The 19,067-nt window shown below is 75.4% G+C and carries 16 protein-coding genes and 1 riboswitch; of the genes, 14 read left to right on the forward strand and 2 right to left on the reverse strand.

Annotation, left to right across the window (positions count from 1 at the left end):
* Positions 1-198: 198 nt before the first annotated feature.
* On the forward strand, positions 199-1,206 hold the full coding sequence (locus RSE42_RS02950; protein ID WP_415297832.1) for an endonuclease/exonuclease/phosphatase family protein: 1,008 nt from the start codon (positions 199-201) through the stop codon (positions 1,204-1,206).
* A gap of 84 nt (positions 1,207-1,290) precedes the next feature.
* Here the strand turns inward: RSE42_RS02950 and RSE42_RS02955 are convergent, their stop codons facing one another.
* Together RSE42_RS02955 and RSE42_RS02960 are read right to left on the reverse strand one after the other, a co-directional pair.
* Entirely contained in the window at positions 1,291-4,011 is a 2,721-nt protein-coding gene (locus RSE42_RS02955) for an MMPL family transporter (RefSeq protein ID WP_415297833.1), read from the reverse strand.
* Positions 4,012-4,128: 117 nt separating this feature from the next.
* Entirely contained in the window at positions 4,129-4,851 is a 723-nt protein-coding gene (locus RSE42_RS02960; RefSeq protein WP_415297834.1) for a helix-turn-helix domain-containing protein, read from the reverse strand.
* Positions 4,852-5,020: 169 nt separating this feature from the next.
* A riboswitch (SAM riboswitch) is annotated at positions 5,021-5,128 on the forward strand.
* A gap of 345 nt (positions 5,129-5,473) precedes the next feature.
* Here RSE42_RS02960 and RSE42_RS02965 point away from each other — a divergent pair.
* The 13 genes from RSE42_RS02965 to RSE42_RS03025 all read left to right on the forward strand — a co-directional run bounded on the left by RSE42_RS02965 (position 5,474) and on the right by RSE42_RS03025 (position 18,916).
* Complete coding sequence (locus RSE42_RS02965) at positions 5,474-6,628, forward strand: LLM class flavin-dependent oxidoreductase (RefSeq protein ID WP_415297835.1); 1,155 nt, start codon at positions 5,474-5,476, stop codon at positions 6,626-6,628.
* A 16-nt stretch (positions 6,629-6,644) separates the two neighbouring features.
* Positions 6,645-8,042, forward strand: coding sequence for an NtaA/DmoA family FMN-dependent monooxygenase (locus tag RSE42_RS02970; RefSeq protein ID WP_415297836.1), 1,398 nt, complete (start codon positions 6,645-6,647; stop codon positions 8,040-8,042).
* Between the two features lie 59 nt (positions 8,043-8,101).
* Positions 8,102-8,998 carry a DUF1684 domain-containing protein gene (locus RSE42_RS02975; RefSeq protein WP_415297837.1) on the forward strand — a complete coding sequence of 299 codons (897 nt, stop codon included), beginning with the start codon at positions 8,102-8,104 and terminating at the stop codon, positions 8,996-8,998.
* Positions 8,995-9,588, forward strand: coding sequence for a GNAT family N-acetyltransferase (locus RSE42_RS02980; RefSeq protein ID WP_415297838.1), 594 nt, complete (start codon positions 8,995-8,997; stop codon positions 9,586-9,588). The genes RSE42_RS02975 and RSE42_RS02980 overlap by 4 nt, the downstream gene beginning before the upstream one ends.
* Positions 9,585-10,676 carry an amino acid ABC transporter permease gene (locus RSE42_RS02985; protein ID WP_085386608.1) on the forward strand — a complete coding sequence of 364 codons (1,092 nt, stop codon included), beginning with the start codon at positions 9,585-9,587 and terminating at the stop codon, positions 10,674-10,676. Before RSE42_RS02980 ends, RSE42_RS02985 begins: the two co-directional genes overlap by 4 nt.
* Positions 10,673-11,452 carry an amino acid ABC transporter ATP-binding protein gene (locus RSE42_RS02990; protein ID WP_415297839.1) on the forward strand — a complete coding sequence of 260 codons (780 nt, stop codon included), beginning with the start codon at positions 10,673-10,675 and terminating at the stop codon, positions 11,450-11,452. Before RSE42_RS02985 ends, RSE42_RS02990 begins: the two co-directional genes overlap by 4 nt.
* Before the next feature lie 114 nt (positions 11,453-11,566).
* Positions 11,567-12,601, forward strand: a complete 1,035-nt coding sequence (locus RSE42_RS02995) for an ABC transporter substrate-binding protein (RefSeq protein WP_415297840.1) — start codon at positions 11,567-11,569, stop codon at positions 12,599-12,601.
* Positions 12,602-12,608: 7 nt separating this feature from the next.
* Positions 12,609-13,802 (forward strand): FAD-dependent oxidoreductase, encoded by a 1,194-nt coding sequence (locus tag RSE42_RS03000; RefSeq protein ID WP_415297841.1) that lies wholly within the window; start codon positions 12,609-12,611, stop codon positions 13,800-13,802.
* Complete coding sequence (locus tag RSE42_RS03005) at positions 13,799-14,734, forward strand: NADPH-dependent oxidoreductase (protein WP_415297842.1); 936 nt, start codon at positions 13,799-13,801, stop codon at positions 14,732-14,734. The genes RSE42_RS03000 and RSE42_RS03005 overlap by 4 nt, the downstream gene beginning before the upstream one ends.
* Positions 14,735-14,794: 60 nt before the next feature.
* Entirely contained in the window at positions 14,795-16,051 is a 1,257-nt protein-coding gene (locus RSE42_RS03010) for an LLM class flavin-dependent oxidoreductase (protein WP_415297843.1), read from the forward strand.
* A gap of 27 nt (positions 16,052-16,078) precedes the next feature.
* Positions 16,079-16,483 carry a rhodanese-like domain-containing protein gene (locus RSE42_RS03015; protein ID WP_415297844.1) on the forward strand — a complete coding sequence of 135 codons (405 nt, stop codon included), beginning with the start codon at positions 16,079-16,081 and terminating at the stop codon, positions 16,481-16,483.
* Positions 16,484-16,567: 84 nt separating this feature from the next.
* Positions 16,568-17,683 carry an LLM class flavin-dependent oxidoreductase gene (locus RSE42_RS03020; protein ID WP_415297845.1) on the forward strand — a complete coding sequence of 372 codons (1,116 nt, stop codon included), beginning with the start codon at positions 16,568-16,570 and terminating at the stop codon, positions 17,681-17,683.
* Positions 17,684-17,818: 135 nt separating this feature from the next.
* Positions 17,819-18,916: an LLM class flavin-dependent oxidoreductase gene (locus tag RSE42_RS03025; protein ID WP_144681951.1), complete on the forward strand. Its 1,098-nt coding sequence runs from the start codon at positions 17,819-17,821 to the stop codon at positions 18,914-18,916.
* The last annotated feature ends 151 nt before the right edge of the window (positions 18,917-19,067 follow it).

The following is a 19,067-nucleotide window of genomic DNA, read 5'->3' on the forward strand; positions in this document are numbered from 1 at the left end:
TCGTCGTCCCGTCTCCCGGTCCAGCCCCCGGTCGAGCACGAGGTTGCCGTCGCCATGGACGCCGGAACGACGGCAACCTCGTGCTCGGCGGACGGGCGGGACGCTCGGGACGGGCGGGTGGGCGGGTTCCGTGGAGATCGCCGGGCGGGCCGGTGGGGCGGGTCGCGGCGGCGGGGCCGGCGCTGCGAGAGTCTGGGCATGACCTCGGCCACCACGCGCCTCCCGCCCGCGCGCGTCACGACGCGGCGCCGACCGGGCGGTCGACCCCTCACGGTCGTGCTCGCCACGGGCGTAGTGGCGGTGCTCCTCCTCACGCTCGTGCGCATGCTGCCCGACGACGCGTGGACGCCCGTCGCGCAGCTCGTCGGCTTCACGCCGTTCGTCGCCCTGGGCGCCGCCGTCGGGCTCGTGCTCACGCTGCTCGCGCGCCGGTGGCTGCTCGCGGCGCTGCTCACGGTCTGCGTCGCCGTCCAGGCGGTGTGGCTCGTGCCCGCGTTCGTGCCCGGCCCCGCGCCGTCCGACGACGCGGTGACGCTGCGCGTGATGGGCGCCAACACCTGGTACGGCACGGCGGACGCGGAGGCGCTCGTCGACCTCGTCCGCACCGAGGACGTGCAGGTGCTCGCCGTGCTGGAGCTCACGACGGACCTGCGCGAGCGGCTCGTCGCGGCGGGGATCGAGGACGTGCTGCCGTACAGCGCCGACGGCAAGGTCGGGCGCGGCGCCATGGGCAGCGGGCTGTGGAGCGCGCTGCCGCTCCGCGACGTGGACGTCGAGCCGTTCTCGAACGACGCGATGCCGTCGGCGACGGTCGAGGTCGACGGCGTCCCGGTGCGGGTCACCGCGGTGCACCCGATCCCGCCGATCCCGGAGTACGTCGACATCTGGCACGAGGAGACGGACGCGCTCGCCGAGCGCGCGCACGGCGACCCGCTGCCCCAGGTGCTCGTCGGCGACTTCAACTCCACCCACGACCACGCGACGTTCCGCCGGCTGCTGGGCGACCGGTTCCACGACGCGTCGCGCGCCTCGGGCGGCGGGCTCGACCTGTCGTGGTCGCCGCGCCCCGGCGTCGTGCCGCCGGTGCTCAACCTCGACCACGTGGTGACCGACCGCGAGAACGCCGTGACCGACGTCGGCTCCCTGCACGTCGTGGGCAGCGACCACCGCGCGATCGTCGCGACGGTGCACGTGCCCCGTCCCTGACGACGGCGGACCCGGCGCCACCGGCCGACGAGCGGGTGCGCTCGTCGACCGGTGGCACCGGGTCCGGTGCGGGGCTCCGCGGCCTCAGCCGCGCGCGGGCTCCGGCGCGGCCGGGTCCGGGCCGGTGGTGCCCGGCTCGGTGCCGGCGTCGGGCGCGCCGCCCTGGGCCGCCGGGTCGGTCGACCCGTCGAGGTGGTGCGGGTGCCGGCGCTCGAGCGCGGCGCCCTCCACGTCGACGTCGGGCAGGATGCGGTCGAGCCAGCGGGGGAGCCACCACGCCTTGTCGCCCACGAGGTGCATGAGCGCCGGGACGAGCAGCATCCGCACGACGAACGCGTCGACGAGGACGCCGAACGCGAGCGCGAACCCGATGGGGCGGATCATCGCGCTGTGCGAGAAGACGAACCCGCCGAAGACGGAGATCATGATGATCGCCGCGGCCGTCACCACGGCCCGGCCCGCCCGGACGCCCTGCACGATCGCGACGCGCGCGGGGGCGCCGTGCGCGTACGCCTCGCGCATCCCCGAGCCGAGGAAGAGCTGGTAGTCCATCGCGAGGCCGAACAGGATGCCGACGAGGATCGTGGGCAGGAAGTTGAGGATCGGGCCCGGCGTCTCGACGCCGAACACCCCCGAGAGCCAGCCCCACTGGTAGATCGCGACGACCCCGCCGAGCGCGGCGAAGTACGACAGGATGAACCCGAGCGTCGCGACGACCGGCACGAAGATCGACCGGAACACGAGCACGAGGATGACGAGCGACAGCCCGACGACGACCGCGAGGTAGATCGGCAGCGCCTGCGCGAGCTTCTCGGAGATGTCGATGTTGCCGCTGGCGGAGCCCGCGACGCCGAGCGTGACCTCGCCGTCGAGCGGCTCGAGGGCGCGCAGCGCGTGCACGAGCTCCTCGGTCGACTCGCTCGTCGGACCCTCGGCCGGGATCACCTGGAACGCCGCGACCGTGCGGTCCTCGGACGTCCCGATCGGGGCGACCGCCACGACGTCGTCCTGCGCGAACAGCTCCTCGGCCACGCCGACCTGGTACTCGAGCGCCTCGGCCTCGGTGGGCTCGCCGGGGAGGTCGGCGACGACGAGCAGCGGCCCGTTCGTGCCCTCGCCGAACTCCTCGGCGACGGTCGAGTACGCGCGGTACTGCGTGGAGTCGTGCGCCTCGGACGAGCCGTCGGGCAGGTTGGTCCGCAGGTCGAGCGCGGGCAGGGCGATCACGCCGAGCGCGACGACGGAGAGCAGCGCCGTCCCCACCGCGCGGACGGTCGACATGGGGCGCACGGGCTCCGCGGCGGGCAGGCCGCCCGCGGCGCCCGGCTCCGACGACGCGGTCCCGGCCGACGCGCCGGCCGCCGCACCCGTCGACGCGCCCGTCGTCGCGGCGGGCCCGGCGAGCGCGGCGCGCTCGCGGCGGCTGAGGATCCGCGGGCCGATCATGCCGAGCAGGGCCGGCGTGAGCGTGACGGCGATGAGCACGGCGATCGCGACGCACAGCGCACCGACCGTGCCCATGAGGCCGAGGAACGGGATGCCGGTCACGTTGAGCGCGAGCAGCGCGATGAGCACCGTCGCCCCGGCGAACACGACCGCGTTGCCCGACGTGCCGTTCGCGAGCGCGATCGACTCGTGCAGCTCGTCGCCCTGCTTGAGCTGGCGTCGGTGCCGGTTGACGATGAACAGCGAGTAGTCGATCCCGACGGCGAGCCCCAGCATGAGGCCGAGCACCGGCGTCACCGACGACATCTCCACGACCCCGGACAGCGACATCGCGGCGAGCGCGCCGATCCCGACCCCGATGAGGGCCGTGAGGATCGGGAGGCCGGCGCCCACGAGCGTCCCCAGCATGACGACGAGCACGATCGCCGCGACGACGAGGCCGACGGCCTCGCCCACGCCGAACACCTGCGGCACGCCCTGGGCGATGTCGGACGAGAAGTCGGTCTGGACGCCGTCGACGGGGTCGTCGGCGAAGACGGCCACGAGGTCGTCCTTCGTCTGCTGGTCGATGCTCATGTTCGGCTCGGTGAACGTCACGTTCGCGACCGCCGCGCTCCCGTCCGTGGACACGAGGCGGATGTCGGACGCCATGTCGAGCAGGGGAGCGGAGAGCTCGAGCTGCGCGGACTGCTCCTCGAGCGTCGCGCTCTGGTCCTCCAGCGCGGTGACCTGCTGGTCGAGCGTCGTGGCCTGCGACTCGAGCGTGGCGCGGCCCGCGTCGATCTCGGCCCGCTGCGCGTCGAGCTGCGGCGCCGCCTGCTCCAGCGCGCCCGCGGCCTCCGCCTGGGCACGTGCGGCGTCGAGCTCGGCCTGGCCCACGTCGAGCTGGGCGCGCGCGGCGTCGACCTGCTCCTGCGCGGCGGCGAGCTGCGCGCGGCCGTCCTCGATCTGCTCGCGTCCCGCGGCGATCTGGGTGCGGCCGTCGTCGATCTGCTTCCGCTGGTCGGCGAGCTCCTCCTGCGTCGCGAACGGGTCGACGACCGACGCGACGCCGTCGACCTCCTCCGCCGCGGCGAAGCGGTCCGCGATCGCCGCCTCCTGCTCGGGCGTGAACGGCGCGCCGTCCTCCGTCGCGAGGACGATCGTGCCGCTCCCGCCCGACGCCTCGGGCAGCGCGGTCTGGAGGCGCGCGGTGACGTCGGCGGTCGGGGTGCCGGGGATCGAGAAGCTGCTGGCGAGCGTGCCGCCGAACGCGACGAACGCCGCCCCGGCGAGCACGAGCACCGCGAGCCACGCGGCGAGGACGGTCCGCGCGCGGCGCGCGCACGCGCGGCCGAGGCGGTAGAGGAGTTCAGCCATGAGGATCCTTCGGTGGGAGTCCGGTCCGGGTCCGGCGGGTGTGCACGGGGTGGCGGGTGCGGTGCTGCGGGAGAGGTGGTCGCGAGGCGGGACAGGGCGGGGAGGGTGCGGGTCGTGTCAGACGGGGTCCGCCCAGCCGGCGCGGATCCGTTCGACGAGGCGGTCGAGCAGGCCGGACCACACCGCGCGCGACGCGTCGTCGTCGGCGGCGCCGGTCTCGGCCCACCAGCGCCGCTGGATGACGAGGACCCCGGCCATGAGCGCGCCCACGAGCATCTCGATCTCGAGCGGGTCGACGTCCGGGTGCCGGCGCGTGGTCGCCGCGACGAGGCGCTCGGCGAGGTGGGTGAAGGTGCGCACGACCATCGTCGTGACGCGCGGCGTGGGCTCGGTCGCGGTACCGCCGAGGGCGCGCGTGAGGTAGGCCATGGGGCCGACGAGGTCCGTGCCGCGCAGCGCCGCGGTGACGTCGTCGAGGGGCGTGGGGCGGTCGGTGCCCGGCTCGGCCGCGCTCGCCCCGAGCGTCTCGACGACCGAGCCCAGCACGTCCTCGCAGACCTCGACCACGACGTCGTCGAGCGACGCGAAGTGGTTGAAGATCGTGCGGCGCGCGACGTCGGCCCGGGCCGCGAGCTCGTCGACGGTGAAGCGCGCGCCGCCCTTCTCCTCCATGAGCGACGCGGCGGCGGCGACGATCGCGCGGCGGTGGCGTGCGCGCAGGGCCGCGCGACGGTCCGGAGCCGCGGCGTCCGGGCCGGGGACGTCCGCGCTCGGCGCGTCCGGGGTCACGGCGTCCGTCGCGGGCGCGGTCGGGCGCTCGGGTCCGGGGAGGAGAGGCACCTCTTGACACTAGGTGCATCGATGCACTCGGTGCAAACGAGGGCCTCGGCTGCTCAAAGTTGACCGATCGAGTCCAGTATGTGGGAAGGTCCCGGCGGTGCGTTGACACCCTCTCCGACCGCTCGTAGGTTCCCGGCAACCGAGGTCCACGGACCCCGGCACAGGACATGGTCATGAGCTCCGACGCGAAGCCCCGGCTCGTCGGACGGCAACCCTCCCGCGTGGCGGGGTGCCCCGGGTGAGGACCAGGTCCCGCGTCGCGCGACCTGCGCGGTGCGGGGCAACACGCGGCGCCCGGAGACGGGCACGAAGGAGACGGACGATGGACCGGCGAGAGTCGAGCACCGCGGTGAGCACCGCGCACGCGCCGACGTGCCCCTGTCCGGTCCGCGCTGCGGCCGTCGTCTCCTGTCCGGTCGGCGCCCCCGTGCGCGTCACCTGTTGTCTCTGACGACGCCCCGCTCCTGACGCCGCGCGCTCCCGCGCGCACGCCCTGACGGGCCTCCCTCCGGCCTCCCCGGCCCCGCCCTGCCGTCCCGCGGCGGGACGACCCTGCCCACCCCCGGCACCCCGCCGCGCCCTGAGCGCGCCGCCGGCGCCTGTCCCAGAACGGATCCTCGCGATGCCCGACCCCCGCCCCGCCCGCACCGTCCACCTGGGCGTCGACCTCACCGACGCCGGTGCGCACCCCGCCGCCTGGCGGACCGTGGGTTCCCAGGCCCAGCGCCTGTTCGACGCCAAGCGCCTCGTCGAGCTCGTGGCCACGGCCCAGCGCGGCCTGCTCGACCTCGTCACGCTCGACGACGCCTTCACCCTCCAGCCCGGCCGCAACGGGTCCGTGCGCGGCCGGCTCGACGCCGCGCTCGTCGCGTCCCGGCTCGCGCCGCGCAGCGCGGGCATCGGCCTCGTCCCGACCGTCACCACCACGCACACCGAGCCGTTCCACGTCTCCAAGGCGGTCGCGACGATCGACCACGTGAGCTCCGGCCGCGCGGGATGGCAGGTCGGGTGGTCCACGACCCCGGCCGAGGCCGCGGCCTTCGGGCGCAAGGGCGCCCAGGACGAGCCCGACGCCGTCGCCGAGGCCGACGAGGCGGTCGAGGTCGTCACGCGGCTCTGGGACTCGTGGGAGGACGACGCCGAGATCCGCGACGTCGCGACGGGCCGGTTCGTGGACCGCGAGAAGCTGCACTACGTCGACCACGAGGGCATCCGGTTCGCGGTGAAGGGGCCGTCGATCACGCCGCGCCCGCCGCAGGGCCAGCCGCCCGTCGTCGTGCGGGCGAGCACGCCGGCGTCGCTCGACCTCGCGGCCCGGCGGGCCGACGTCGTGCGGGTCCGGGCGGCGACGCGGGACGAGGCGGTCGCGCTGCGGGCGCAGGTGCGCGACGCCGCCGCGGAGGCCGGGCGCGACCCCGACACGCTCCGGGTCCTCGTGGACGCCTACGTCGTCGTCGGCGACACGCGGGCGAGCGCGCAGGCCCGCCTCGACCTGCTCGAGGACCTCGAGGGCGTCTCGTGGGACACCGACTCGCTGACGCACGTGGGCACGGCGCGCGACCTCGCGGCGACGGTCGAGGAGTGGGCGCACGCCGGCGCCGCCGACGGCTTCCTGCTGCGGCCGTCGTCGCTGAGCACGGACCTCGACGCGATCGTGGACGGGGTCGTGCCGCTGCTCCAGGGCGTGGGCCTGTTCCGCACCGCGTACCCGGGCACGACGCTGCGCGACACGCTCGGCCTCCCGCACCCCGCGAACCGCTACGCGGCGATCGCCTGAGCCCGGACGGAACGACATGAGCACCCGACCCCGCAAGCAGATCCACCTCGGCGCCCACTTCCCAGGCGTCAACAACACCACCGTGTGGAGCGACCCCCGCTCGCGCAGCCAGATCGACTTCGCGTCGTTCGAGCACCTCGCGCGCCGCGCCGAGGACGCGAGGCTCGACTTCTTCTTCCTCGCCGAGGGCCTGCGCCTGCGCGAGCACAAGGGCCGCATCCACGACCTCGACGTCGTCGGCCGCCCCGACACGCTGCCCGTCCTCGCCGCGCTCGCCGCCGTCACGGAGCGGCTCGGCCTCGCGGGCACGATCAACACGACGTTCAACGAGCCGTGGGAGCTCGCGAAGCAGTTCGCGACGCTCGACCTGCTCTCCGAGGGCCGCGCGGCGTGGAACCTCGTGACGAGCCCCGACGCCTTCACGGGCGCCAACTTCCGCCGCGGCGGGTACCTGCCCTACCCCGAGCGGTACGCGCGGGCGGCCGAGGTCGTCGAGGTCGCGCGCGCCCTGTGGGACTCGTGGGACGACGACGCGGTGCTGGCCGACCGGATCGCGGGCGAGTTCCTGAGGCCCGGCGCGGTGCGGCCGGTCGCGCACCACGGGACGTACGCGGACGTCGTCGGGCTGTTCGAGACGCCGCGCGGCCCGCAGGGCCACCCCGTCCTGTTCCAGGCGGGCGACTCGGCCGACGGGCGCGACTTCGCCGCCGCGACCGCCGACGTCGTGTTCTCCGCGCACTCGACGTTCGACGCCGGGCGCGCGTTCTACGAGGACGTCAAGGGGCGGCTCGCGGCGCACGGGCGCGAGCGCGACTCCCTGAAGATCCTGCCCGCGACCGTCGTCGTGCTGGGCGACACGCCCGCCGAGGCGGAGGAGCGCGCCCGGGAGATCCGGCTCCAGCAGGTCTCGGGCCCGACGGCGATCGCGTTCCTCGAGCAGGTCTGGGGCCGCGACCTCGAGGCGTACGACCCCGAGGGCCCGCTGCCCGACGTCGACCCCGACACCGAGAACCTGTCGATCACGCGCGGCCGGGTGCGGCACGCGAAGGACCCGGCGGCGATCGCCGCGGCGTGGCGCGAGCAGGCCGAGGCGAACGGCTGGTCGATCCGCGAGCTCGTCATCCAGGTGACGTCGCGCGGCGGGTTCGTCGGCACGCCGCAGCAGGTCGCGGACGACATCGACCGCCACGTGCAGGAGGACGCCTCCGACGGCTTCATCCTCGTGCCCCACCTCATGCCGGGCGGGCTCGACGACGTCTTCGACCAGGTCGTCCCGCTGCTCCAGGAGCGCGGCTCGTTCCGCACGGAGTACGCGGGCACGACCCTGCGCGAGCACCTCGGCCTCGCCCGCCCCGGCGCGACGCGCGGCGACGGCGAGCCCACGACGGCGCACCCCGCCGAGCTCGTCGGCTGACCGCCGCCGGCACCGCGGCGACCACCGCACCGACCACCCGCACCGACCTCGGAGGACCCATGAGCACGAGCACGCCGACCGCCACGGGCGCCGTGGCCACCGCACCCGCCGACCCCGTCGCGTCCGCGTCGCCCGACGCCGCCGCGTGGGCCGCCTGGCACGCCGACCGCGAGGACGGGCTGCGCCCGCCGCACGGCTGGCTGAGCCTCGTCGCGTACCACGCGCTCCCGGCCGAGCCCGCCGCCCTCCCGGGTGTCCCGGGGCTCTGGTGGGCCGACGCCGACGGCGCGCACCACCGCGCGGACGAGGGCGGCGCCGTCCGGACGACGAGCAGCGCCGTCGGGACCGTCGTCGTCGCGGAGGGCGGGTCGACGCTCGCGGGCACGTTCCTCCCGGACGGCCGGGACGCGGGCGACCCGTCCGACGGCGGCGAGACGCGCGAGGTCGCGGTGGAGGTCGTGCGCCGCACGGGCCGCTACGCCGTCCGCGTGCGCGACCCGCTCGCCCCGGCCCGGACGGCGTTCGACGGCGTCCCGACGTTCGTCTACGACCCCGCCTGGGTCGTCGACGCGCCGGTGCGCTGGTACGACGCGCCGCGGCCCGTCGTCGTCGGCGCCGCCCGGCCCGGCCTCGTGCACCACGTGCGCACGGTCGGCGAGGTCGACCTCGTCGTCGAGCGCGACGGCACCCGGCGCGGCGCTACGCTCGCCCTCACCGGCGCGCCGGGCGGTGCGGTGACGCTGCTCTTCAGCGACGAGGCGGACGGCGTCGCCCCCTGGCGGGTCCTGCGCGTGGATGCCGACGCGGTGCCCGGCACTGCGGGCAGCGTGCGCCTCGACCTCAACCGGGCCGTCAACCTGCCGTACGCGTTCAGCGACTTCGGCACGTGCCCGGCGCCGGTCGAGGGCAACCACGTGCCGTTCGCCGTCACCGCGGGCGAGAGGGCACCCCGGTGACCGCCGTCGCCGCGCGCCCCGCCGGGCAGGGGACGCGCGAGGTCCGGTCCGTCGCGATGCACGACCCGCTCGTGCGGCCGCTGCTCGACGAGCTCTCCCACGAGTACTGGACGCGGTACCAGCGCGTGCTCAGCGCCGAGGAGCTCCGCGCCGAGATGGAGCACTACCCCGCGCAGGACTTCGCGGCGCCGCACGGCGAGCTCGTGCTGGTGCTGGAGGACGGCGAGCCCGTCGCGGGCGGCGCGTTCCGCCGTCGGGCCGAGCCGGAGCTCGGCGACCCGGCGCGCCTCGCCCGGCCGGCCGCGCGCCGCGCCGACGGGACGCCCGCCGTGCGCACCGCCGAGCTCAAGCGGATCTGGACGCACTCGGCGCACCGGCGCCGCGGGCTGGCGCGCCTCGTGCTCGTCGAGCTCGAGCGTCGCGCCGTCGAGCGCGGCTACCGGCGCGTGTACCTCACGACGGGCCCGCGCCAGCCCGAGGCCGCCGGGCTGTACCTCGCGACCGGTTACACGCCCCTGTTCGACACCGGGACCGATCCCGAGGAGATCGGCCCGCTCGCGTTCGAGAAGTGGTTGGAGGTCGCGCCATGAGCACCGTGTCGCTCCCGCAGGACGAGTCCCGGCAGCTCGAGCCGCCGTCGGGCCGGCACCCCGCCGACCCGCGCGGCGGTGTCGAGGACGCGCTGCCGCTCGAGAGCCTGCGCATCGTCCCCGCCCGGCACCCGGGCCGCTGGGTCGCGACGGCCGGCGTGGCCGTGCTGCTCGCCATGGTCGTCAGCTCGCTCGTGACGAACGACCGCTGGGAGTGGGGCGTCGTCGCGCAGTACCTCACCTGGCCCTCGATCCTCGAGGGCGCGTGGGCGACGATCCGGCTCACGCTCGTCGCGTCGGTCGTCGGGTTCGCGCTCGGCACCGTGCTCGCGCTCATGCGGCTGTCGCGCTCGCCGCTCCTGCAGTCGGTCTCGTGGACGTACACGTGGGTGTTCCGGTCCGTGCCGCTGCTGCTGCAGCTGCTGCTCTGGTACAACCTCGCCTACCTGTACCCGTACCTGAGCGTCGGCATCCCCTTCGGGCCCGAGTTCCTGTACTTCGACACGCTGTCCGTGATCGACAAGTTCTGGGCCGCGATCCTCGGCCTCGGGCTGTCGCAGGCCGCGTACTCGGCCGAGATCGTGCGGGCCGGGATCCTCTCGGTCGACCAGGGGCAGCAGGAGGCCGCCGCGTCGCTCGGCATCCCCAAGCGCCGCCAGGTGAGCCGCATCATCCTGCCGCAGGCGATGCGCTCCATCATCCCGACGGCCGTCAACGAGGTGATCGGGCTGCTCAAGGGCACGTCGATCGTCTACGTGCTGGCGTACGGCGAGCTGTTCTACATCGTCAGCGTCATCTACGGCCGCAACGGCCGCGTCGTGCCGCTGCTCATCGTCGCGTCGATCTGGTACCTCGTGCTCACCACGCTCATCACCGTCGTGCAGTACTACGTCGAGCGGCACTACGCGAAGGGCGCGGTGCGCACGCTGCCCCCGACCCCGCTGCAGAAGGCGCGGTGGACCGTGCTCGTCTGGGCGTCGCGGCTCTCCGGCCGCCCCGTGCCCGACGCCGTCCCGCCCGCGTACGCGGCCCGCGCCCGGGTGGGCGTGCTGACCCGCACCGCGCGCACGTCGGGAGGTGCGGCATGACCGCCGACGTCGCGACCGCCGGGCTCGTCGAGATCCACGGCGTCCACAAGAGCTTCGGCACGCTCGAGGTGCTGCGCGACGTGTCGCTCACCGTGCCGCCCGGGTCCGTGACGGTCGTGCTCGGCCCGTCCGGCTCCGGGAAGTCGACGCTGCTGCGCGCGATCAACCACCTGGAGAAGGTCGACAAGGGGTTCATCTCGCTCGACGGCGAGCTCATCGGGTATCGCCGCAAGGGCAACACCCTGCGCGAGCTCAAGGAGCGCGAGATCCTCGGCCAGCGCACCCAGATCGGGTTCGTCTTCCAGAACTTCAACCTGTTCCCGCACCTCACGGCGCTCGAGAACGTCGTCGAGGCGCCGGTCTCGGCGCAGCGCCGGCGCCGCGAGGACGTGGAGCCCGAGGCCCGCGCGCTGCTGGAGCGCGTCGGGCTCGCGGACAAGGCCGACGCCCGGCCGCGCCAGCTCTCCGGCGGGCAGCAGCAGCGCGTCGCCATCGCCCGTGCGCTCGCGCTGCGGCCCAAGGTGCTCCTGTTCGACGAGCCCACCTCGGCGCTCGACCCCGAGCTCGTCGGGGAGGTGCTCGAGGTCATCAAGGACGTCGCGAGCACCGGCACGACGCTCGTCGTCGTGACGCACGAGATCGGCTTCGCTCGCGAGGTCGCCGACACCGTCGTGTTCATGGACGACGGCGTCGTCGTGGAGCAGGGCACGCCCGCCGAGGTGCTCGACCACCCGCGCCACGACCGCACCCGGGCCTTTCTCCAAAAGGTCCTCTGAACCACCGCCCTCCACCGACGCCCGCCGTCGTGACCCGCGACCGGCCGCCCGGCCGTCCCGCACACCCGCACTCCCTGCGTCACCCCGACGCACCACCCGAGAGGTAGGACACCCGTGACCGCAACGACCACCCGCGCCCGCGCCCCCCGCGCGCTCGCCGCCCTCGCCGTCGTGCCCCTGCTGGCGCTCGCGGCCTGCTCCGGGGTGAGCACCGAGGCCCCGGCCGCCGCGGACGAGGGCGCGGCGTCCTCCGACGGCACGACGGAGAGCACGACGTCCGTCTCGGACGCCCTCGACGTGAGCACGAGCCCCGACCAGGACCGCATCCGCACGACCGAGTCGGCCGAGGCCGTCGCGCTCCTCCCGGACGCCTGGAAGGACAAGGACGAGCTCGTCGTCGCGATCTCCGCGGGCGCGGCGCCGCCGCTCGGCTTCCTCGCCGACGACGACGAGACCCCCATCGGCAACGAGACCGACATCGCGCAGCTCGTCGCCGACGCGCTCGGCAAGGACCTGCGCCTCGAGGTCAAGGCCTGGGCCGACTGGCCGCTCGCGCTCGGCTCGGGCGACGTCGACGCCGTGATCTCCAACGTCACGGTGACCGAGGAGCGCAAGGAGACCATCGACTTCTCCACGTACCGCAACGACGAGCTCGGCTGGCTCGTGGGCGCCGACTCCGACATCACGTCGGTCACGAAGCGCGAGGACATCGCGGGCAAGGTCGTCGCCGTCGGCTCCGGGACGAACCAGGAGAAGATCGTGCTCGAGTGGGACCGCCTCAACCAGGAGGACGGCCTCGAGCCCGTCCAGGGGCCCGAGTACTACGAGCAGTTCTCCGACGTCCTGCTCGCGCTCCAGTCCGGGCGCATCGAGACGTACGTCGGCCCCAACGCGTCGCTTGCGTACCAGGCGGCGATCTCTCCGCAGGACTTCAAGGTCGTCGGCACGCTCAACGGCGGATGGCCCGACACGGCGCAGATCGCCGTCGCCACGAAGAAGGGCAACGAGGCGGCCCCGGCCGTCACGGCCGCGATCAACCACGCCATCGAGGACGGCACGTACCTCGAGGTGCTCCAGCGGTGGGGCCTGGAGTCCGAGGCCGTCGAGGAGTCGCAGACCAACCCGCCCGGCCTGCCGAAGACGGAGTGACCCGCGCATGACCACCAGCACCCAGCACGTCGACCACCTCGTGGTCGGGGGCGGCGTCATGGGCTCGGCCGCCGCGTGGCAGCTCGCGCGGCGCGGACGCGACGTCGTGCTGCTCGAGCGCTTCGCGCCCGGGCACGCGCACGGCGCCTCGCACGGGACGTCGCGCATCTACCGCACGACGTACGCCGAGCCCGAGTACCTCGACCTCGCGCAGGAGGCGCTCCGCCTGTGGCGCGAGGTCGAGGACGAGACCGGGACCGAGCTCCTCGACGTCACCGGCGGCGTGAGCCACGGGCGTCGCGACGGCGCGGCCGAGCGCCGCTCCGACGCGATCGGCGCCGCGTTCGCGGCCCGGGGGATCGAGCACGAGTGGCTCGACCCCGCGGCCGCGGCCGAGCGCTGGCCGGGGCTGCGGTTCGAGGGCCGGGTGCTGCACGAGGTCGCGACGGCCGGCCGGCTCCACGCCGACCGCGCCGTCGCGGCCCTCCAGGGGGCGGCGGCCGCCCAGGGCGCCGACGTGCGGCACGAGGTCGCCGTCCGGCACGTCGAGCGCGTCCCCGAGGGCGTGCGCGTCGTCACCGACGGCGCCGACGTCGTCGCGCGGGTCGTCGTCGTGACCGTCGGGGCGTGGAGCGCGGGTCTGCTGGGTTCCCCGGCGGGCGGCCTGCTCGGGCAGGAGCTCCCGCTCGTCGTCACGCAGGAGCAGCCCGCCCACTTCGCGCTCGCCCCCGGCACGTCGCCCGCGGGGTGGCCCGCGTTCACGCACGACGTCGGTCCCGGCACCGCGTGGCCGAGCGGCGTCTACGGGCTCGCGACCCCGGGCGAGGGCGTCAAGGTCGGCTTCCACGGCGTCGGCCCCGTCGTCGACCCCGACCGGCGCTCCTACCGGCCGGAGCCGGGCCAGCTCGCCGCGCTGCGCGACTACGTGCGGACCTGGCTGCCCGGCCTCGACCCCGACGCCTACGTCCCCGTGAGCTGCACGTACACCACGACGCCGGACCACGACTTCGTGCTCGACCGCCGCGGTCCGGTCGTCGTCGGCGCCGGGTTCTCCGGCCACGGCTTCAAGTTCGCCCCGGCCGTCGGGCGCGTGCTCGCCGACCTCGCGACCGCCCCCGGCGCCCTGCCCGACGGCGGCACCGCCGCCGCGCGGTTCGCGCTCGCCCGCCTCGCCGCACTCCCCGAGAGGACCGCCTCATGACGATCGCTCCCGCACCCACCGCCGGGGACGCACCGGCTCCGTCCGCGGGCCCCGAGACGCACGCCACGCACGACACCGGCGGGGCCCGCGCCGCGCTCGCGGCGCGGTACGGCGTCGACCTCGCCGCGGTCGAGGACGTCGCGCTCGGCGCGGCCGCGGGCCTGGCACCCGCCGCGGACCGTCCCGGCACCGTCCTCGCGACGCAGCTGGGCCACCGGACGGTGCGCCGCTACCGCACCGACCCGCTGCCCCACCACGTCGTGCCGACGCTCGTCGCCGCCGCGCAGTCCGCCCCGACGTCGTCGAACCTCCAGCTCTGGAGCGTCGTCGCCGTCACCGACCCCGTGCGCAAGGCGCGGCTCGCGGCGCTCGCGGGCGACCAGGAGCACGTGCGCACCGCGCCGCTGCTGCTCGTCTGGCTCGCCGACGTCGCGCGGGCCCGCGCTCTCGGCGAGCGCGAGGGCGTCCGGCTCGAGGCGACCGACTACCTCGAGACGACGGTCGTCGCGTTCCTCGACGCCGCGCTCGCCGCGCAGAACGCCGTCGTGGCGGCGGAGTCGCTCGGTCTCGGCACCGTGTACATCGGCGCGCTGCGCAACCACCCCGCCCAGGTCGCGGCCGAGCTCGGCCTGCCCGAGGGCGTCGTCGCGGTCGTCGGGCTCGTCGTCGGGCACCCCGACCCCGCGGGCGGGGAACGGGTCAAGCCGCGGCTGCCGCAGGCCGCCGTCCTGCACACCGAGCGCTACCGCGCCGCCGGGCAGGAGCAGCACGTCGCGGCGTACGAGGAGCGCATCGCGCCCTTCTACCGCGAGGAGGGGCTCGACGGCGGCTGGCGCGACCGCGTCGTCGACCGCCTGCGTGTCCCCGGCGCCCTGCGCGGGCGCGCCCACCTGCGCACCACGCTCGCCGCGCTCGGGTTCCCGTCCAAGTAGCCCGGCGGGCCCCGGCGCGACCGCGTCGCCCCGAGCCACCGCACCCCACCAGAGGAAGCCATGTCCCACCAGCACCCGCACCCGACCGCCACCCCCGGCGGGCCGCGACCGGCGTCCGGCCGCGTCCCGCTGTCCGTGCTCGACCTCGCGATCGTCCCCGAGGGGGCGACGGGCCAGGACGCGGTGCGCCGCGCCGTCGGGCTCGCGCGCGACCTCGACCGGCTCGGCTACCACCGCGTCTGGTACGCCGAGCACCACCTGTCGCCCGGCGTCGGCTCGGCGTCGCCCGCCGTGCTCGCCGCCGCCGTCGCGGCCCGGACCGGGCGCATCCGCGTCGGCAGCGGTGCCGTGCTGCTCAGCACGACGAGCCCGCTCGTCGCCGCCGAGCAGTTCGGGACGATCGCCGCGCTCCACCCGGGCCGCGTCGACCTCGGGCTCGGCCGCGCGTTCACGCCGCCGACGGGGGAGAAGGGGGCCGGGGCGCCGCGGCGATCCCGGTCGGCCACCGGGCAGCGGGTCGTCGACGGGCTGTACGTGCCCGGCGCGCCGCCCGCCGACGCGAACGACTCCGTGCTGCGCGAGCGCATCCTCGCGCAGAAGCGGATCGTCGGGGCGTCGCGCACCCCGGCGAGCTTCCGCGACGAGCTCGAGCTCGTGCTCGGGCTGCGCGCAGGGACCTACCGCGACGAGCGCGGGACGCCGTACGTGAGCCCGCCCGTCGAGGGCGCCGACTGGGACCTGTGGGTCCTCGCGTCGAGCGCGGGCGAGAGCGCGCGCGTCGCGGGCGAGCTCGGGCTGCCGCTCGCCGCGAACTACCACGTGGCGCCGTCGGCGACGCTCGACACCGTCGCCGCGTACCGCGAGGCGTTCCGGCCGGGCGTGCTCGACGAGCCCTACGTCGTCGTGTCCGCCGACGTGCTCGTCGCCGACACCGTCGAGCGGGCCCGCGAGCTCGCGACGCCGTTCGCGGACTGGGTGCTCTCCATCCGCAGCGGCGCCGACGGCGCGATCGCCTACCCGGAGCCGGGCACGTCGCCCGCGTGGGAGGAGCGCCCGGAGGCGGAGCGCGCGCTCGTCGCCGACCGCGTCGACACGCGCATCGTCGGCGACCCCGAGACCGTCGTGCGGCGGCTCGAGACTCTGCGCCGCGCGACCGGCGCGGACGAGCTGCTCGTCACCACCGCGACCCACGACGCCGACGACGCCCGACGCTCGTTCGCGCTGCTCGCCGAGCACTGGTTCGCGGGCGCCCCGGCCGTCGGCGACACGACGACCGCCACCCCCGACGTCGCACCCGCCCTCGCCACCACCCGCTGACGCCACCACCCCGCGAAGGAGACACCCATGACCACGACCCCGCCCCTGCGGGCCGCGACCGACGCCGCCGCCCAGGTCGCCGACGGCGCGCTGCTGATCGACGTGCGCTCGGCCGGCGGTCGCGCCGCGCACGGCGAGATCCCCGGCGCCACGCTCGCCGACCGCGACGACCTCGACGCGCTGTTCGGCCCCGCCGACGCCCCGGTGATCTCGCTCGACACGCCCGTCGTCGTCGTGTGCGGGTCGCCGAACGGCTCCGGGCCGGTGGCCGAGGCGCTCGCGCGCCGCGGGTACACGCACGTGTCCCACGTCGACGGCGGCTTCCCCGCGTGGAAGGAGGCCGGCCTCCCGGCGTCCGACCCGGTCGGGGCCGCCCCGGAGCCCGCCGCGCCCGCGGCGTCGCCGGAGCCGACGGCGCCCGCCCGGCCCTGAGCCGGCGGCCGGACCGTGCCCCGCACGTCCGGCCCCCGCACCACCGCTCGCCGCACCACCCGCACCGACACCACGGAGACCCTCATGCCCGTCGAGTTCCTCGGCATCGCCACGACCAACGACGCCTCGGAGACCACCGAGCGCACGACCGCCGCGTTCGACCCCGCCTACCTCGAGCGCCTCGTGCGTGCGCACGAGGACAACGGCTGGACGCGCGTCCTCTTCGCGTACGGCTCCTCCGGCCCCGAGCCCGCCGCGCTCGCCGCCTACACCGCCGCGCGCCTGCAGTCGATCGAGCTGCTGCTCGCGCACCGGCCCAACGTGTCCTACCCGACGTACGCCGCCAAGACGTTCGCGACGCTCGACCAGCTCTCCGGCGGGCGGCTCTCCGTGCACTTCATCACCGGCGGCAACGACCACGAGCAGGGCCGCGAGGGCGACACGCTGACCAAGGACGAGCGGTACGCGCGCACCCACGAGTACATCCAGATCGTCAAGCAGGCCTGGTCGAGCGCCGAGCCGTTCGACCACCACGGGCCGTTCTACGACTTCGACGACTTCGTGCTCGACGCCAAGCCGTTCGAGGGCCGCACCCCGACCATCTCGTTCGGCGGGTCGTCGGACGCCGCGTTCCGCGTCGGCGCGGCCGAGGCCGACATCTACGCCGTCTGGGGCGAGCCGCTCGACCGCACCGCCGAGCAGATCGCGCGCGTGCACGCCGAGGCCGCCGCCGCGGGCCGCACGACGCCGCCGCGCATCCACGCCGCGTTCCGGCCGATCGTCGCGCCGACCGAGGAGCTCGCCTGGGAGAAGGCGCACCGCATCCTCGACCGGATCGAAGCGCGCAAGACCGCCGCGGGGGGCCAGCTCAGCCGTCGGCACCCGATCGACAAGCCCGAGAACGCGGGTTCCCAGCGCCTGCTCGAGATCGCCGCCCAGGGCGAGCGCTTCGACACCGCGCTGTGGACCGCGACCGCGAAGGCCACCGGCGGCGCCGGCAACTCCAACGCGCTCGTCGGCACGCCCGAGCAGGTCGCCGAGGCGCTGCTCGCGTACTACGACCTCGGCGTCCGCGTCATCTCCGCGCGCGGCTACGACCTGCTCGACGACGCGGTCGACTTCGGTCGCTACGTCATCCCGCTCGTCCGCGAGGAAGTGGCGAAGCGCGACGCCGTCGCCGCCGATGCCGCCGCGGCCTGACAGATCGGCAACCTCGCCCCGGGTCGGCGGCTCCGGTCGAGTTCGGCACCTGCGCGTGCCGAACCCGCCCCGGAGCTGCCGAACGCGCGGGTACCGGGGCCCCGAACGACGACACCGACAGCAAGGAGCAGGACCGTGCGGTTCCAGGTACTCGACATCGTGTTCAACCCGCCCCACCCCGTGACCGGGGAGGCGGTCGCGCCGTCCGACCGGTTGAACCGGGTCGTCGAGACGGCGGTGCTTGCGGAGGAGCTCGGGTTCGACTCGTTCGCGGTGGGGGAGCGGCACGCGGGAGAGGTGCTGTCGTCGGCGCCGACGGTGATCCTCGGCGCGGTCGCGGCGCGGACGTCGCGCATCCTGCTGAGCACGGGCGTCACGGTGCTGTCCCTGCTCGACCCGATCCGCGTCGCCGAGGACCTCGCGACGGTCGACCAACTGAGCCGCGGGCGGCTGGAGATCGTCATCGGCAAGGGCAACGAGGTGCTGCAGTACCCGCTGCTCGGGCTGGACCTCGACAAGCAGTACGAGTACCTCCAGGAGAACTACGAGCTGCTGCGCCTGCTGCTGTCGGAGGAGGACGTCAGCTGGAGCGGGCGGCACCGCCACGCGCTGGAGCACGCGACGACGCTGCCGCGGCCGTTCGCCGGGCCGTTCCGGATCTGGCACGGGTCGGCGACGTCGCGCTTCGCGGTCGACCTCGCGGCCCGGTACGGGGACCCGATCGTCAGCGCCAACGCGTTGCAGCCGCGCGAGAACTACCAGGTGCTCATCGACCGCTACCGCGAGCAGTACGCGGCGCACGGGCACGACCCGGCGTACGGGTTCGTCGGGTCGGGCTCGGGCGGGCTGTTCCTCGCGGACACGACGGAGGAGGCGATCGAGCAGTACCGCCCGATCTACGAGGGCCAGGTCGCGGCGGCGGCGCGCCGGGGGTACGGGCCGGACGCCGTCGGGAAGGCACCGAGCTTCCGGACGGTCGAGGACGCCGTCGAGCGCGGGCCCGCGCTCGTGGGGTCGCCGGAGCGCGTGGCGGAGAAGATCCTCGACTACCACGCCTCGTACCGCCACGACCTGCAGTCCGTCTCGGTGAACCACCTGATCCCTGCGGCGCAGCAGGAGGACGTGCTGCGCCGGTTCGCGGAGGAGGTCGTGCCCGTCGTGCAGGCCGAGGTGAAGACGGACCTGTGGAGCCCGGCCGACGCCCGCCGCGCGGCGGGGTTCACGGCGGCCTGACGAGGCATCCTCGACGCCACGGCCGGTTCGCTCTTCCTCGAGCTGGGCGGCGCGGATGATGGAGGAGGCTGCGCTGCGGGCCCGGCGGCAGGCTGAGAACACCCCTGCTGAAGAGGCCGACGGTGTAGCGTCGCGTCCCGGGCGCAGCTCC

The organism is Cellulosimicrobium sp. SJTW-1 (genome assembly GCF_047716875.1).
Lineage (GTDB): Bacteria > Actinomycetota > Actinomycetes > Actinomycetales > Cellulomonadaceae > Cellulosimicrobium > Cellulosimicrobium funkei.